Origin of the sequence: Lysobacter sp. Root916, assembly GCF_001429785.1 — a bacterium.
Taxonomy (GTDB): domain Bacteria; phylum Pseudomonadota; class Gammaproteobacteria; order Xanthomonadales; family Xanthomonadaceae; genus Lysobacter.
The window spans coordinates 254,320-268,638 of the sequence record NZ_LMJF01000001.1 but is presented as its reverse complement, the minus strand read 5'-3'; the positions used below and the strand labels follow the sequence as shown (position 1 = coordinate 268,638).

Genomic DNA, 14,319 nt, shown 5'->3' with positions numbered 1-14,319 from the left:
AGGCCGGCGGAGCGGCAGTAAAGAGTCGCCGTCCTTGGCAACGCAATAGGCGCTCGAAACGGCGCCGACGCGCCGTGGACGCGTGACGGAACGGCGATGCCGGTTCGAGCGAGGCTCTATTGGGCCTCAGCGCGCGGCACGCGGCCAGCGTGCGCACGCGCTCTTGCGACGAAGCGGTAGGCGCGTGCGGCGGGACGAAACGCGGGTGCGCCGGCCGCCGGTGCCGTCCCGTCTCGGCCCTGGGCGCGACTGCGGCGGGCCGCGTTCAGCCGGCTACGGTGGCCGCCCCGGCTTCCCGGAACGGCAGCGACAGCCGCACTTCGTAGCCGCCGTCGGCGCGTCCGCCGGCGGCGAAGGAATGCGCCTGCGGGTACAGCGCGCGCAGGCGTTCGATGATGTTGCGCAGCCCCAGCGGGGCGACGCCACGGCCGGACTGGAACGGCCGGGTCTCGCCGGCGCCGTCGTTGCCCACGTGCAGGTGCAGGCGGTCGCCGTCGCGCTCGATCCGGATCTCGAGCTGGCCCGGCACGGTGCGCGGGGCGATGCCGTGGCGGATCGCGTTCTCCACCAGCGGCTGCAGCAGCAGCGCCGGCACGCGCGCGCGCAGGGTGTCCGGGCCGACGCTCCAACGCAGGCGCAGGCGCGCGCCCAGGCGCGCGCGCTCGATCTCCAGATAGGTCTCGGTGAGCGCCAGCTCCTCGGCCAACGCGACCTCATGGCGGTCGCCGCTTTCCAGGGTGGCGCGCAGGAACTCGGCCAGGCGCGCGATCATCTGACGCGCGTCGCCGCTGCGGTCCTCGGCCACCAGGCTGGAGATCGCGTTGAGGGTGTTGAACAGGAAATGCGGGTGCAGCTGATAGCGCAGCGCGCGCAACTCGGCCTCGCGGGTCAAGGCCAGCGCCTGGCGGTTGCGCGCCTTGGTCTCCTGCAACTCGCTGTAATAGGCCGTGCCCGCATGCACCATGCAGTAGGCGATCATCACCAGCCAGCAGATGTCGCAGCCGGTGAGCAGCACGCTCCAGTCCAGTGGATAGTCCGGCGGCCAGCCGCGCGCGCGCGAGATCGCAGCGCAGACCAGGTTGTTGCCCACCGACATCAGGTACGTGACCACCAGCAGCACCAGCGCCATCGCCCACTTGGCCGAGCCGCTGCGGCGCATCGTGTCCTGAATCGTGGTCAGCGGCCACATCCAGAACAGATTGCAGAGCAGGAAAGCGCCCCAGAAATACATCGCCTGCTCGCTTCCGAATACCGGCAAGGCCATCAGCACGGTGCATGCCATCAAGGGCAGGCCGACCAGCACCGGCAGCCAGTACGGCGACATCGGCGTGGCCTGCAAAGCACTGCCGATCGAACTCGGCGGCGCCATCGGATCGCGCAGTTCGCCGCCCAGGGACGCCGTACGATCCACGCGCCGCTCCGTTAGCCGCCCGCGTCGCGCGCGAGCGCCCGGCACAGCTCGGCGGTGGCGTCGTCGACCGGGAAGCAGCACTCGATGTGCAACTCGTCGATGGTGACGTCGCGCGGCGTGCCGAAAGTGGTGATGGTGGAGAAGAACCGCAGCAGGTGTTCGTCGCGGCGCAGCACCGTGGTCAGCAGCGGCGTCGGCGTCGCACCGAGGTCGCGATGGCGCCAGCGCGCGGGTACGCCCGGATAGGCCAGCACTTCGTCCAACAGGGCGCGCGCGGCGGCATCGCCGGGCGCGGCCGCGACCTCGTCGTGCAGATGGCGGATCAGGTCGCCGGCCACCTCCTCCCAATTCGCCACCGCCGGGCGCAGGTCTTCGGGATCGAAAAACTGCCGGATCATGTTGGCGTGCGCGCTGGGCTTGCCGCGCATCACGTAGGCGTTCACGCGCATCGCGGCGGCGTTGGCCATCAGCACGTCCCAGCGCCGGTTGAGCACGAAGGCCGGGTAAGGCTCCTGCTGGGCCAGGATGAACTCGATCGCACGCCGTACCTGCGACAGCTCGGGCGTGTTGAGCGCGGTCTCCGGGTACTTGGGCGCGTAGCCGGCCGCGACCAGCAGCGCATTGCGCTCGCGCAGCGGCATCTCCAGCGCATCGGCCAGCCGTGCGATCACCTCGCGGCTGGCCTGGGCCTTGCCGGTCTCGACGCAACTGAGGTGGCGCGCCGACAGGCCCGCGTCCAAGGCCAGGTCCAACTGACTCAAGCGCCGCGCCGCGCGCCATTCGCGCAGCAGCGCGCCGACCTGGGTCGGCGCGGCGGACGGGGTGAGGCGTGCGACGGCTGTATCCATCGCCTGCATCTTACGACGCCCGGTAGCGAAAACCATGACCTGCCAGGTCATGGAAGCATGACCTGCGACGACATTGAGGGCATGACCTCCAGCACCAATCATTTGCGCCAACGAAGGACGGTCCTTCGACGGAGCTACCCCATGAACCGCAGGCGCTTTCTCGCTCTCTCCACCGGCGCACTCGCCGCCGGCGCCCTCGCCACCGGCGTCGGTCTGACCGCGGCCGCGCCGGCCGCGACCGGCCCCTTGAACGCCGCCGCGTTCAAGGCCGCGCGCCGCTATGCGCGCACCCGCCACGGCCGCATCGCCTATGTCGAACGCGGCCGCGGCGCGGCCGCGCTGTTCCTGCACGGCTTTCCGCTCAACAGCTTCCAATGGCGCGGTGCGATCGAACGCCTGGCGCCCTACCGCCGCTGCGTGGCGCCGGACTTCATGGGCCTGGGCCATACCGAAGTCGCCGACGGCCAGAGCGTGGCCCCGGACGCCCAGGTCGAGATGCTGCTGGCGTTGATGGATCGCCTGTCGATCGAACGCGCCGACGTGATCGCCAGCGACAGCGGCGGCGCGGTCGCGCAGTTGCTGCTGGCGCGCCATCCCGAACGCGTGCGTTCGCTGCTGCTGACCAACTGCGACACCGAGATCGAATGCCCGCCCGCGGCCATGCTGCCGGTGATCGCGCTGTCGCGCGAAGGCAAGTTCGTCGACCAGTGGCTGGCGCCCTGGCATGCCGACCACCGTCTGGCGCGCTCGTCCGAGGGCATCGGCGGCATGTGCTACCTGGATCCGTCCAACCCTAGCGACGAAGCCATCGACACCTACTTCTCGCCGTTGCTGGCCTCGGCGCAGAGCAAGGCGCGCGTGCACGCCTACGCGGTCGCGCTGGACCATAACGTGCTCGAAGGCGTGGGCGCATCGCTCAAGCGCAGCACCGCGCCGGTGCGCGTGGTCTGGGGTATGGGCGACACGATCTTCTCGCCGGCCGGCGCCGAGCACCTGGAACGCAGCTTCGGCCGCTACCAGGGCACCCGCCGCCTGGAGGGCAGCAAGCTGTTCTGGCCGGAAGAACGCCCGGACGTGGTCGCCGAGGAAGCCCTGCGCTTGTGGGATGCGGTGTGAGCGCCCGCGCGGCGTCCCGGCAAGACCGGGGCGCCGCCGCTCAGGCCATTTCCTGCCAGCGGTACCAGCGCCGATGCGCAAGCGCCAGCATGTCCAGGTCTTCGCGCGTATCGCCGTAAGCGTAGATCTGCGCGTAAGACGACAGGTCGTAGCGCTCGCCGACGCAGCGCGGCTTTTCCGGACCCACGCATTGCGCGCCGCGGTAGCGGCCGGTCAGTACGCCGTGTTCGACTTCCAGACTGGAGCAGAGCAGGTCCAGGCCGTGACGTTCGCACCAAGGGCGCAGATACAGGTCGAAGGCGCCGGAGACCACCACCACGGTATCGCCCTGCTCGCGATGCCAGGCGATGCGTTGCAGGGCACCGGGCCGGATCGCGCCGGGCAGCACTTCGTCGGCGAAGCGGCGCCCAGCCTGTTCGGCCTGCGCGGCGTCCAAGCCCTGGAAGCCGAACCGCGCCACTCGCGCGCGGATCGTGCTGCCCGACACCAGGCCGAGCTTGTAGCCCAACACCATCGGCGCGAACAGCCAGCGCCCCAGGCGCAAGCGTTGCGGCGGCACCGCGCGCGCGACGAAATCGGCGAACAGTTCGCGATCGGTGATGGTGCCGTCGAAATCGAAGAGCGCCAGATTCATGCGGCTGCGGTTCGCCTGCGATGAGGGAACCGCAGCATAGCGGGCGGCGCCCGCGCCGGCGCGCGAATCGAACCGGCTCAGGCCAGGTTGGTGAAGCGGTCCACCGCCCACTGGCCGTTGTTGAAGTAAGTCCAACTGGTCCAGGTGGTGGCGCCGCCGACGCCGGGCTTGAACGTGAGCGAGGCCACGGTCTTGAACTTGTTGAAATCCAGCGGCGTCGGATAGTCCTTGCCGCCCTTGGTCACGTCGACGTAGTTGTCGGCGACTTCGCGGGTCGCGTTGTACGGGCCGCAGACTTTGCCGGACTTCAGGGTGAACGTTACTGCGCCGAGTACGGGCATGTGGCACCTCTCGCGTTGAGCTCCGCCTGTGGGAGCGGGAACGGCCGCCTGCGCAAGGCGCCGGCGCCGGTGGGGCCGGCCGTGGTCCGGCCTGAGTCCCCATCCCTAGTAACGCCCCCGAACGGTCCACGTGAACGCAACCCGGCCGCCCCCTAAGATGGCCGAAATTATTTTTCGCCGGCATGTAGAGCAGCCGCCCCCTGCTCCGACTACTTCATGCCAGCGCCCATTCCGGGCGCCGCCAACGACAGGAACCTAGCCATGAAGTACATGCTGATGATGACCTTCCCGAACGCAGACTGGAAAGTGTCGCGGATGGAGCTGTGGCCCGAGCAGGACGTGAACACGCATATGGAGTACCTGCGGCGCATGAACCACGATCTGGTCGAAGCCGGCGAATTCGTCCAGGTCCAGGGCCTGACCGGCCCGGAGGCGGCGACGATGGTGCACGCGCGCGCCGACGGCAGCCCGGCGGTCACCGACGGCCCGTTCCCGGAGTCCAAGGAATTCCTGGCCGGCTATCTGATCGTCGACGTCGACAGCGCCCAGCGCGCCTACGAGATCGCCGCGCGCTGGTCGGCCGGCCCCGGTCCCGGCGGCGCGGCGCTGAACCTGCCGGTCGAGGTGCGCCAGGTCATGGACCATTCGGCGTGCGAGGCCTCGTAAACCCCGTGTCCAACGCCCCCGCCGAACACCTGCTGCGCAGCCTCGCGCCGCAGGTGCTAGGCGCGGTGGTGCGCCGCTACGGCGACTTCGCCGCGGCCGAGGACGCGGTGCAGGAGGCGCTGCTGGCCGCGGCCACGCAATGGCCGCAGCAGGGCGTGCCCGAGCATCCGCGCGCCTGGTTGATCCAGGTCGCGGCGCGGCGCATGACCGACCATATCCGCAGCGAACTCGCGCGCCGACGGCGCGAGGCCGAGGCGCTGCGGCAAACGCCGGACGACGAATGGCTGGCGCCCGCGCCCGACGCCGCCGACGTCGGCCACGACGATGCGCTGATCCTGTTGTTCATGTGCTGCCATCCCGCGCTGACGCCACCATCGGCGATCGCCTTGACCCTGCGCGCGGTCGGCGGCCTGAGCACGGCCGAGATCGCCAACGCCTTCCTGGTACCGGAGGCGACCATGGCCCAGCGCATCAGCCGCGCCAAGCAGCGCATCCGCGACTCCGGCGTGCCGTTCGAGATTCCCGATCCGCGCGAACGCGGCGAACGCCTGGCCAGCGTGCTGCACGTGCTGTACCTGATCTTCAACGAAGGCTACGTCAGCAGCGCCGGCGAGCGCCTGCAGCGCGAGGATCTGGCCCAGGAAGCGATCCGGCTCGCGCGCGAGGTCCAACGCGGCCTGCCGCAGGACGGCGAAGCGGCGGGCCTGCTCGCGCTGATGCTGCTCACCGACGCGCGCCGCGAAGCCCGCAGCGGGCCCGACGGCGAACTGATACCGCTGGAGGCGCAGGACCGCACGCGCTGGAACCGGCGCGCGATCGCCGAGGGCGTGGCGCTGATCAGCCGCACCCTGTCGCGCGGCGCGGTCGGCCCTTATCAACTGCAGGCGGCGATCGCGGCCGTGCACGACGAAGCGCAACGCTACGAGGACACCGACTGGGCGCAGATCCTGGCCTTGTACGGCTTGTTGCAGCGGATGTCGGACAACCCCATGGTCGCGCTCAACCACGCCATCGCCGCCGCCATGGTCCACGGCCCCGCATACGGCCTGGCGCGGCTGCGCGAGCTCGACGCCGACCCGCGCCTGGCCGGTCACTACCGCCTGGATGCGGTGCGCGCGCACCTGCACGAACGCGCCGGCGAGCGCGAGGCCGCGATCGCCTGCTACCGCGGCGCGGCCGTGCGCACGGCCAGCATTCCGGAACGCGACTATCTGCGCCGGCAGGCCGCACGGTTGTCCGAGCAAGCCTAGACGCGCGCTCAGCCGCGGCGCGCGCGGTGCCAGTCGTACAAGGATTCGGGCAGGCGTCCATCCAGGGCGAGATCCAAGGCCGGATAGGCGTCCAGAGTGTCCAGCACCTTGGCGCGCAAGCCCGCGAGGGCCGGCGCATCCAGTTGCCCGGGATCGCCGCCCAGGGCGTCCAACACGCTCGCGGCCCAGGCGTAGAGCGCATCGGAATGCGCCAACAGGTCCTGCGCCAACCATGTGCGCAAAGGCGCATGCACGCGATAGCCGCGCCCGCCCAGCGCATCGGCCTGCGCGCGCAGCGATGCGTAGGCGCCGCGGTGCCACTCGGTGTGGCCGGCGGCCTCGCGCCGGATCAGCAGCGGCGCCGGCGCCTGGTGTTCGCGCAGGGCATGCCGCAGGCTGAGTTCGAGGTCGCGCGCGTCGCGCACGGTTTCGGTTTCGACCAGGAACGCGCGCTCCAGATCGAAGGTTTCGTAGTAGCGCGTCTGCAGCTCGCCCAAGCGGCGCAACGGGCTGCGCGAGAAGCCCAGCTTGAGCAGGTCCTCGTACGCGCAAGGCAGCACGTACAGATAGCAACGCCCCGCGCTGGCGCTGTGGGTGACATCGGGATCGCCGGTGGACAGGAACGCCATCGCCACAGCCTAGATCCTCAAGCGCGCATCCGCTGCGACGCACCGCCTGTTGACCTCAACTTCGCTTGAGGTCGCAGACTGCGCGCCTGCCCGGCCGTCGCGGCCGACACCCCACTTCAAGGATCGCGCATGTCCCTGCCCGCCTCCCCGGTCTATCGCCTGGATCATTTCGTCGTGCCCGCCGCGGCGATGCCCGCCTTCATCGAACGCCTGCGCTACACACAGCAAGCCCTGGACGCCCTGCCGGGCTGCAAACAGAACCTGGTACTGAGCCGTATCGGCGCCAGCGGCGAGTACGACATCGCGACCCTGGTCGAATGGGAAAGCGCGGATGCGGTAGCCGCCGCCAAGGCCGCGATGCAGCAGCACTACGCAGAAACCGGCTTCGACCCCGCACAGTTCATGCGCGAGCTCGGCATCCGTGCCGACCTGGCCTCCTACGTGCCGACGCCGTTCGCCGTGGTTTGAACGGAGGCTCAGGCGATCGCGCGCGTCAGCAAGTCCTGCATCGCCGCGCGCATCGCCTGCGCATCCGCACCGGCGTCGATCTCCAAAGCCGCGCGATCGAACGCGGCCGATAGCAAGCGCGCAAGCGCGTCGATCTCCGACGGAGCGCGCCGCATCGCCGCGGCCAATCCCTCGCGCAGGCTGCGTGCGGCATGGGCGTCGTCGAGCGCGGTCAGTTCGGCCAGGCCCAGCACCGCCGGGCCGTCGATCAACAGCAAGCGGGTCCGGCCGGGTACCGCCATCGCGGCGAGGTAGGCCTGGCTGCCGGCCAGCAGGGCCGCGCGCGGATCGGCGAGCGTCGGCGCCGCGGCCTCGATGTCGGCCGCCACCGCCTCGGCCTCGCGCGCCAGCACGTGGCGGAACAGATCGCGCTTATCGGCGTAGTGATGATAGAGCGCGCCGCGGGTGATGCCGGCGGCCGCGCAGATGTCCGGGGTCGAGGTGTCCGCGTAGCCCCGCTCCACGAACAGGCCGCGCGCGGCCTCGAGCAGGGCCAGGCGGGTGGCATCGGTGCGTTCGCGATTGCTGCGGTGGGCACTCATTGAAATACATTCAGCCTGTATGTTAATTTGACAATTGCATACAGTCTGTATGTTATTCCCCAGGAGCCGACCGTGAAAGTGACCAGCTACTACCCCGTGCTCATGACCGACGACGTCGCCGCCACCGCCGCCTTCTACCGCCAGCACTTCGGCTTCGTCGCCCTGTTCAGCGCCGACTGGTACGTGCACCTGCAACTGGACGGCGACCCGACGGTCAATCTGGCCGTGCTCGACGGCAGCCACGAAACGATCCCGGCGGTCGCTCGCGGCCGCGCTGGCGGCCTGCTGCTGAACTTCGAGGTCGAGGACGTCGACGCCGTGCACGATCGTCTGCGGACCGCCGGCCTGCCCATCCTGCGCTCGCTGCGCGACGAGGATTTCGGCCAGCGCCACTTCATCACCGCCGACCCCAACGGCGTGCTGATCGATGTGATCAAGCCGATCCCGCCCAGCGCGGACTATGCCCAGCAGTACGAGGCCGGCGCGCTGCCGACCTGAGTTCGCGCGCTCAGGCGAAAGGCAGCAGCGGCCCGCCCAGCCACAGCCAGCGCGCCATCCAGGCCACGGTCAGGCCGATCAGGCTGGTCAGCGGCATGCCCACACGCAAGAAGTCGCCGAAGGTGTACTGGCCTGGATTGAGGATCAGCAGATTGCCATGGTGGCCGATCGGGGTCAGGAACGAGGCCACCGCGCCCATCGCGGTGCAGACCACGAACGGCAGCGGCGGCAGGCCCAGGCTCTGCGCCAGGGCCAAGGCGATCGGCGCCAGCAGCACCGTGGTCGCCGCGTCCGACAGGATCTGGGTCAACAGGGCCGCCGCGGCGAACATCAGCAACAGCAGGCCCAGCACCGGCAGGCCCTGCGCATGCGCGGCCAGCAGTTGCGCGATCAGATCGGCGGTGCCGGTCTTGTCCATCGCGATGCCCAGCGGAATCACACCGGCGATCATCACGTAGATGCGTACGTCGATTTCCTCGTAGGCGCGCTCGATGCTCACGCAGCGCGTGAGCACCATCGCCACCGCGCCCAGCAGAAACGCGATCTGCGGCGCCAGCGATTCGGTGGCCGCCAGCGCGATCGAGGCGGCCATGATGCCCAGCGCCAGCGGCGCGCGCCGGCGCGTGCTGCCGCGCGCGTCGAAGGGCATCAGCATCAGGAAGGCGCGATGCGTGGCCAGTTGCTCCAGGCGCGCCTGCGCGCCCCACAACACCAGCAGATCGCCCTCCTCCAGGCGCAGCTCGGACAGCTCGCCGCCCAGCCAGCCCTCCTTGCGCCACAGTCCGACCACGACCACGCCCAGCGTGCTGAGAAAATCGATCTCCGACACGCTGCGGCCGAGGAACTCCGAGCGCGGCGCGACCACCGCCTGCACCAGCCGCTCCTCGCCCAGCGCTTCGGCCTTGCCGTCCTCGCGCGGCTTCTCGCCGTACTTGACCACCGCGTGCAGGGACAGGCCGGGCTCGTCGCGCACCGAGGCGATTTCGTCGGGCGAAGCGCGCACCAGCAGCACGTCGCCCGCCGCCAGCGGCGCCTGCGCGCGTTGATCGCGGCGGCGGATGCCGTGCCGTAGCCAATCCACCACCTGCAGCCGGCCCTGGAAGGCCTTGTCGAACGCGGCCAGGGTCTTGCCGCTCCAGGGCGACCCCTCGTCCACCAGCAACTCGGTGTAGTAGCGGTCCAGCTTCAGGTATTCGACGTTGCCGCTCTCGCCCTGGCGCTTGGGCAGCAGCCAGCGCCCGGCCAGCATGTAGATCGCGCCGATCGCGACCAGCATCGCGCCGATCGGGGTGATCGCGAACAGGTCCATGCGCCCGGCGCCGTTGCGCGCGAGCAGATCGTTGGCGAGCAGGAACGCCGGCGCGCTGATCAGGGTCAGCGTGGTGCCCAAGGACGCGGCCAGCGACATCGGCATCAGCAGGCGCGAGGCGGCCAGTTTGCGCTCCTGGGCCAGGCGCATCAGGATCGGCAACATCATCGCGGTGACCATCAGATGGTGCGAGAACGCCGCCATCGCCGCGGTCGCGGGCATGATCACCGCGATCGCGCGCGCCTCGCTGCCGCCGGCCGCGCGCCCGATCGCCGCGCCGATGCGGTCGGTGATGCCGGTCGCGGACAGGCCCGCCGACAGCACGAACACCGCCGCGACGATGATCGCCGGTTCGCTGGCGAAACCCGACAGCGCTTCCTTGGGCGACAACACGCCGGTCAGCGTCAAGGCCAGCATCGCCAGCATCGCCACCAGGTCCACGCGCAGCTTCTCGCTGATGAACAACGCCAGCGCCGCGGCCAGGATCAGTAGAAATACGATCTGCTGCGGATCCATCCCCGCCCCTGTTGCAAAAACTGCGTACTAACTTAGCCGATGCGCATGAAGGCGGTATTCATGCGGGCCGCGAAGCTGCGCCGATACGCACAGCATGGATGGCGGGACGGATCGATCCGCCAGCGCCGATCAGATCGTTTGCGCCAGCATGAAGATCGGCGCGTACAAGGCCGCGATGCACGCGGGAAGACCCACCACAAGGATCGCCAGCCCCGTCCAGAACGCGGCCAACCTGCGCCTGTCCGGCCTGGGCCAGAACCGCCAGACCGCCAGCACGATCACGGGCAATAGCCACAACGCCGGATAGGCCCGCAACAACCAGAGCGTAGGCCACGGCAGGTCGGCGCCGAAGGCGCTGAACGTCAGACCGAAACTGGGCACGACCAAGGTGGGAATCAGCGCCGTCAGAATCGCGCAGATCACACCGACCACGACCAACGCCGGCCGTTGCGCACCCGGCGCCGCCGGCACGCGAGTTGAAGGCGCTTGATAAGGATTGTTCATGAGCGTCGGCTTGCGAGCGTGAGGTGGCCTACTTCGTCGACAGCAGGGCACGGACCCGATCGAGGTCGACGCCGTCCCGCCGCTTGGCGGGCCCGCACAGCGATACCTGCACCGCGTCCTCGCCCGCGCTTATCACCAGCACGCTCTCGCCCGGAAACAAATGGATCTGCTCCGCCATATGCACGGCGGTGTTCCTGACAGGGTCGTTATACAAGCTGGTCGTATAGACACGCTTGACGGATGCGGGATCGCCTTTGAACGACTTGCGCACCACGAACGCATGATCGATGCGATACCCGTCCTCGTCCTTGAGCCCGCTGACCGGGCCCGCCAGTTTGGACTCGGTGATCGTCGCCAGAAACACGGTCTTGGCCGCTTTCAATTCGTCTTCCAGCGGCACCGCCAGGCAGATCGCGAACGCGGGCAAGGAAAAACAGGTCGCCGCAATGGCCAGCAGCAGGCGATTCGCCGCCCGCATGCGCTTCGCACTCTGTGTACGCATGGCTGTCCCTCTCCATCGACTGGCGCCAGCCTAGCAAAGATGCGAGCCGGCCCAAGGCATGATGCGACGAACCGAATCTGGATACGAAAAAGCCCCGCATCGCGGGGCCTTTTCGCAACACCGCTCCGCTTGCGCGAGAGCGTCCTGAGCGGGCCTCAGGCCCAGGGATCGCGCAACACGATGTTGGCGTCGCGGTCCGGACCGGTGGAGACCATCGCCAGCGGGCAGCCGGACAGTTCCTCCAGCGCGCGCAGGTAGGCGCGCGCGGCGGCCGGCAGCTTGTCCCACTCGGTGACGTTGTGGGTGCTTTCCTGCCAGCCCGGGAACTCCAGGTACACCGGCTCGCACTCGTCCCAGCCCTGCGCGTCGAGCGGGGCGTACTCGGTTTCCTTGCCGCGGTAGCGGTAGGCGATGCACAGCTTGAGCTTCTCCATGCCGTCGAGGATGTCGAGCTTGGTGATGCACAGGCCGGAGATGCCGTTGATCGCGACCGCGCGCTTGAGCGCGACCAGATCGATCCAGCCGCAGCGGCGCGGGCGGCCGGTGGTGGCGCCGAATTCCTGACCGCGCTTGCGGATGCCCTCGCCGATCTCGTCGTCCAGCTCGGTCGGGAACGGGCCGCCGCCGACGCGGGTGGCGTAGGCCTTGGCGATGCCCAGCACGTAGTCGATCGAGTCCGCGCCCACGCCGGTGCCGGCCAGCGCGCCGCCGACGGTGGTGTTGGACGAGGTCACGTAGGGATAGGTGCCGTGGTCGATGTCCAGCAGCGAACCCTGCGCGCCTTCGTACAGCACGCGCTTACCCTGCTTGCGCAGGTCGTGCAGGATGCCGGCGACGTCGGACTTCATCGGCTCGACGTATTCGCCGAAGGCCAGCGCCTCGTCCAGGGTCTGCTGGTAGTCGACCGCGTCCACGCCCAGGTACTGGGTGAGCACGAAGTTGTGGTAGTCCAGCGCGCTGCGCAGCTTCTCGGCGAGCTGGTCGGGATAGTGCAGATCGGCCACGCGGATGCCGCGGCGCGCGACCTTGTCTTCGTAGGCCGGGCCGATGCCGCGGCCGGTGGTGCCGATGGCCTTGCCGCCGGCGGCCTTCTCGCGGGCCTGATCCAGGGCGATGTGGTACGGCATGATCAGCGGCGTGGCCGGGCTGATCTTCAGGCGCGAGCGCACTTCCACGCCGGTGGCTTCGAGTTCATCGATTTCCTTGCGCAGCGCGGCCGGGCTCAGCACCACGCCGTTGCCGATCAGGCACAGCGCGCCGTCGCGCAGGATGCCGGACGGGATCAGGTGCAGCACGGTCTTCTTGCCGCCGATCACCAGGGTGTGGCCGGCGTTGTGGCCGCCCTGGAAGCGCACGACCGCGCCGATCTGCTCGGTCAGCAGGTCGACGATCTTGCCCTTGCCTTCATCGCCCCATTGGGCACCGAGAACGACGACTGACTGACCCATTACACGCACTCCGAATTGGTTTGGCACGGCCCGGCGGGACCGGCATCGCGGAAGGCCCCGCATCGTGCGGAAGCCGAAAACGACAAAAGCCGGCGGGAATCCCCGTCCGGCTTTTGTGCATTATCCGGGTTTCGGGTGGCCGCGGCCACCCCGGCCGCCACAACGGACAGATTCGGCTCAGCCTGAGGCCGGAACGCCCGTGGGGCGGCCCTGGCGGGCACCGGCCGCGCGCAGGGGCCCTCGGCCGCGCCGCCCCCTGCACCGTCCGTCATCGACTGGCGTGGTCCATCGCCCGCATCCCGTCGCCCATCGCGCCCCCGCTGGCGCGCCCCGCGGCCGCCTGCGAACACTGCCGCAGTCCGCACCCGGAGCCACCGCGATGATCCCGACCTCACCGGCGACGCCTCAGCCCGCCCCCGACCCGACCGTCGCCGCGACCGCGCCCCGCCGCCGCAGAGCCGGCGTGGCGCCGGAGCGCCGCGCGTGCCGCTGGTTCGCGACCGCGGCCCTGAGCCAGCTGCTGTGCGTGGCGTATGCGATCGGCCACGACAACGTCGCCCTGCAGGGCGTTTGGCAGGCGTCGCCGATCGCGCTTCCATTGCCGCCGCCACGCCACGACCGCGAATCCGGCCGACCACCCGTGGCCGCCGTCGACGTCCTTGCGCACTCCGCTTCGGAGCTGCCGCGATGATCCCGACCGCACCGGCGCCCACCTATCCCGACGCCGACGCCGACATCGTTGTCGCCGCGAGCAGGTCGCCTGCCGACACGCTCAGCCGCAAGGCCGGCACGGCCCTGAAGCTCAGCGCGAGCGCCTGGTTCGTTGTCGCGGCCCTGGGCCAGTTGCTGTTCGTGGCCTATGTGCTCGGCTACTACGGCCGCGCCGCTCTGCAGGGCCGCTGGCAGGCCTGGAACGGCGTGTTCCCGCGCGGTTACGTGGCCGGCGACACCGCGGGCAATCTGGTGGTGGCCGCGCACCTGGGCTTCGCCTGCCTGATCGTGGTCGCCGGGCTGCTGCAGCTGACCCCGGCGGTGCGGCGGCGCTGGCCCGCGTTCCACCGCTGGACCGGTCGCGCCTATCTGGCGATGGTGGCGGTGATGAGCCTGGGCGGGCTGAGCATGATCCTCACCCGCGGCTCGGTCGGCGACCTCTCGCAGAAGCTCGCGATCGGCCTCAACGCGCTGCTGATGCTGGCCTTCGCTTATCAGGCTTATCGGCATGCGCGCGCGCGCCGCATCGACCTGCACCGGCGCTGGGCGCTGCGCCTGTTCCTGGCCGTGAGCGGGGTCTGGTTCTTCCGCATCGGCCTGATGTTCTGGATCGTCGCCAACCAGGGCCCGGCCGGTTTCGATCCCGCCAGTTTCCGCGGCCCCTTCCTGACGTTCCTCGCGTTCGCCCAGTACCTGCTACCTCTGGCGGTGCTGGAGCTGTACCTGCGCGCGCAGGACCGCGGCGGCGCCGGCGCGCGCATCGCCGCGACCGCGCTGCTGTCGATGCTGACCCTGGTCACCGCGGCGGGCGTCGGCGCGGCCACGATGCTGATGTGGCTGCCGCGCCTGTGAGGCCGACGCCGCCGCCGTCTTAGTTGCTATCGTCG

General features: G+C 69.8%; 17 protein-coding genes. 7 read left to right on the top strand and 10 right to left on the bottom strand.

What is annotated here, in order from left to right; genetic code table 11:
• Positions 1–265 precede the first annotated feature (265 nt).
• Positions 266–1,411: a histidine kinase gene (locus ASE35_RS01330; RefSeq protein WP_057162731.1), complete on the bottom strand. Its 1,146-nt coding sequence runs from the start codon at positions 1,409–1,411 to the stop codon at positions 266–268.
• Between the two features lie 11 nt (positions 1,412–1,422).
• A complete protein-coding gene (locus ASE35_RS01325) occupies positions 1,423–2,259 on the bottom strand; it encodes a helix-turn-helix transcriptional regulator (RefSeq protein ID WP_200943923.1) in 837 nt (278 codons plus the stop codon).
• A 141-nt stretch (positions 2,260–2,400) separates the two neighbouring features.
• On the opposite strand from ASE35_RS01325, the gene ASE35_RS01320 reads away from it, so the two are divergent.
• On the top strand, positions 2,401–3,375 hold the full coding sequence (locus tag ASE35_RS01320; RefSeq protein ID WP_057162730.1) for an alpha/beta hydrolase: 975 nt from the start codon (positions 2,401–2,403) through the stop codon (positions 3,373–3,375).
• A gap of 40 nt (positions 3,376–3,415) precedes the next feature.
• On the opposite strand, the gene ASE35_RS01315 is transcribed toward ASE35_RS01320, so the two are convergent.
• Positions 3,416–4,009, bottom strand: coding sequence for an HAD family hydrolase (locus ASE35_RS01315; RefSeq protein WP_056172955.1), 594 nt, complete (start codon positions 4,007–4,009; stop codon positions 3,416–3,418).
• Positions 4,010–4,086: 77 nt separating this feature from the next.
• Positions 4,087–4,350 (bottom strand): hypothetical protein, encoded by a 264-nt coding sequence (locus ASE35_RS01310; RefSeq protein WP_056172952.1) that lies wholly within the window; start codon positions 4,348–4,350, stop codon positions 4,087–4,089.
• A gap of 261 nt (positions 4,351–4,611) precedes the next feature.
• Here ASE35_RS01310 and ASE35_RS01305 point away from each other — a divergent pair, with 261 nt between their 5' ends.
• Together ASE35_RS01305 and ASE35_RS01300 are read left to right on the top strand one after the other, a co-directional pair.
• A complete protein-coding gene (locus tag ASE35_RS01305) occupies positions 4,612–5,016 on the top strand; it encodes a YciI family protein (protein ID WP_057161379.1) in 405 nt (134 codons plus the stop codon).
• 5 nt (positions 5,017–5,021) lie between these two features.
• Positions 5,022–6,266, top strand: a complete 1,245-nt coding sequence (locus ASE35_RS01300) for a sigma-70 family RNA polymerase sigma factor (protein ID WP_057162729.1) — start codon at positions 5,022–5,024, stop codon at positions 6,264–6,266.
• 8 nt (positions 6,267–6,274) lie between these two features.
• On the opposite strand, the gene ASE35_RS01295 is transcribed toward ASE35_RS01300, so the two are convergent.
• Positions 6,275–6,895 carry a GIY-YIG nuclease family protein gene (locus ASE35_RS01295; RefSeq protein ID WP_057162728.1) on the bottom strand — a complete coding sequence of 207 codons (621 nt, stop codon included), beginning with the start codon at positions 6,893–6,895 and terminating at the stop codon, positions 6,275–6,277.
• A gap of 129 nt (positions 6,896–7,024) precedes the next feature.
• On the opposite strand from ASE35_RS01295, the gene ASE35_RS01290 reads away from it, so the two are divergent.
• Positions 7,025–7,363, top strand: a complete 339-nt coding sequence (locus ASE35_RS01290; protein ID WP_057162727.1) for a hypothetical protein — start codon at positions 7,025–7,027, stop codon at positions 7,361–7,363.
• A gap of 8 nt (positions 7,364–7,371) precedes the next feature.
• Here ASE35_RS01290 and ASE35_RS01285 read toward each other — a convergent pair whose 3' ends face one another.
• Positions 7,372–7,944, bottom strand: a complete 573-nt coding sequence (locus tag ASE35_RS01285; protein WP_057162726.1) for a TetR family transcriptional regulator — start codon at positions 7,942–7,944, stop codon at positions 7,372–7,374.
• A 72-nt stretch (positions 7,945–8,016) separates the two neighbouring features.
• Here ASE35_RS01285 and ASE35_RS01280 point away from each other — a divergent pair, with 72 nt between their 5' ends.
• The gene (locus tag ASE35_RS01280; RefSeq protein WP_057162725.1) at positions 8,017–8,442 is read left to right on the top strand and encodes a VOC family protein; all 426 of its coding nucleotides are present in this window, start codon (positions 8,017–8,019) and stop codon (positions 8,440–8,442) included.
• A 10-nt stretch (positions 8,443–8,452) separates the two neighbouring features.
• On the opposite strand, the gene ASE35_RS01275 is transcribed toward ASE35_RS01280, so the two are convergent.
• From ASE35_RS01275 to ASE35_RS01260, 4 genes are all read right to left on the bottom strand, one after another.
• Positions 8,453–10,267, bottom strand: a complete 1,815-nt coding sequence (locus ASE35_RS01275; protein ID WP_056172930.1) for an SLC13 family permease — start codon at positions 10,265–10,267, stop codon at positions 8,453–8,455.
• Between the two features lie 129 nt (positions 10,268–10,396).
• Positions 10,397–10,771: a hypothetical protein gene (locus ASE35_RS01270; protein ID WP_157489210.1), complete on the bottom strand. Its 375-nt coding sequence runs from the start codon at positions 10,769–10,771 to the stop codon at positions 10,397–10,399.
• A 28-nt stretch (positions 10,772–10,799) separates the two neighbouring features.
• The gene (locus ASE35_RS01265) at positions 10,800–11,273 is read right to left on the bottom strand and encodes a hypothetical protein (RefSeq protein ID WP_157489209.1); all 474 of its coding nucleotides are present in this window, start codon (positions 11,271–11,273) and stop codon (positions 10,800–10,802) included.
• A gap of 155 nt (positions 11,274–11,428) precedes the next feature.
• Entirely contained in the window at positions 11,429–12,721 is a 1,293-nt protein-coding gene (locus ASE35_RS01260; protein ID WP_057161389.1) for an adenylosuccinate synthase, read from the bottom strand.
• Between the two features lie 379 nt (positions 12,722–13,100).
• Between ASE35_RS01260 and ASE35_RS01255 the strand changes: the two genes are divergently transcribed.
• A complete protein-coding gene (locus tag ASE35_RS01255) occupies positions 13,101–13,412 on the top strand; it encodes a hypothetical protein (protein WP_056172916.1) in 312 nt (103 codons plus the stop codon).
• The gene (locus ASE35_RS01250) at positions 13,409–14,284 is read left to right on the top strand and encodes a DUF2306 domain-containing protein (protein WP_057162721.1); all 876 of its coding nucleotides are present in this window, start codon (positions 13,409–13,411) and stop codon (positions 14,282–14,284) included. The genes ASE35_RS01255 and ASE35_RS01250 overlap by 4 nt, the downstream gene beginning before the upstream one ends.
• Positions 14,285–14,319: the final 35 nt, after the last annotated feature.

Bases quoted from the DNA above. Each gene is read 5' to 3' on its own strand.
- ASE35_RS01315 (WP_056172955.1), bottom strand. From the start codon at position 4,009: ATGAATCTGGCGCTCTTCGATTTCGACGGCACCATCACCGATCGCGAA.
- ASE35_RS01305 (WP_057161379.1), top strand. From the start codon at position 4,612: ATGAAGTACATGCTGATGATGACCTTCCCGAACGCAGACTGGAAAGTG.
- ASE35_RS01255 (WP_056172916.1), top strand. From the start codon at position 13,101: ATGATCCCGACCTCACCGGCGACGCCTCAGCCCGCCCCCGACCCGACC.
- ASE35_RS01325 (WP_200943923.1), bottom strand. From the start codon at position 2,259: ATGGATACAGCCGTCGCACGCCTCACCCCGTCCGCCGCGCCGACCCAG.
- ASE35_RS01310 (WP_056172952.1), bottom strand. From the start codon at position 4,350: ATGCCCGTACTCGGCGCAGTAACGTTCACCCTGAAGTCCGGCAAAGTC.
- ASE35_RS01265 (WP_157489209.1), bottom strand. From the start codon at position 11,273: ATGCGTACACAGAGTGCGAAGCGCATGCGGGCGGCGAATCGCCTGCTG.
- ASE35_RS01320 (WP_057162730.1), top strand. From the start codon at position 2,401: ATGAACCGCAGGCGCTTTCTCGCTCTCTCCACCGGCGCACTCGCCGCC.
- ASE35_RS01260 (WP_057161389.1), bottom strand. From the start codon at position 12,721: ATGGGTCAGTCAGTCGTCGTTCTCGGTGCCCAATGGGGCGATGAAGGC.
- ASE35_RS01290 (WP_057162727.1), top strand. From the start codon at position 7,025: ATGTCCCTGCCCGCCTCCCCGGTCTATCGCCTGGATCATTTCGTCGTG.
- ASE35_RS01270 (WP_157489210.1), bottom strand. From the start codon at position 10,771: ATGAACAATCCTTATCAAGCGCCTTCAACTCGCGTGCCGGCGGCGCCG.
- ASE35_RS01285 (WP_057162726.1), bottom strand. From the start codon at position 7,944: ATGAGTGCCCACCGCAGCAATCGCGAACGCACCGATGCCACCCGCCTG.
- ASE35_RS01295 (WP_057162728.1), bottom strand. From the start codon at position 6,895: ATGGCGTTCCTGTCCACCGGCGATCCCGATGTCACCCACAGCGCCAGC.
- ASE35_RS01275 (WP_056172930.1), bottom strand. From the start codon at position 10,267: ATGGATCCGCAGCAGATCGTATTTCTACTGATCCTGGCCGCGGCGCTG.
- ASE35_RS01250 (WP_057162721.1), top strand. From the start codon at position 13,409: ATGATCCCGACCGCACCGGCGCCCACCTATCCCGACGCCGACGCCGAC.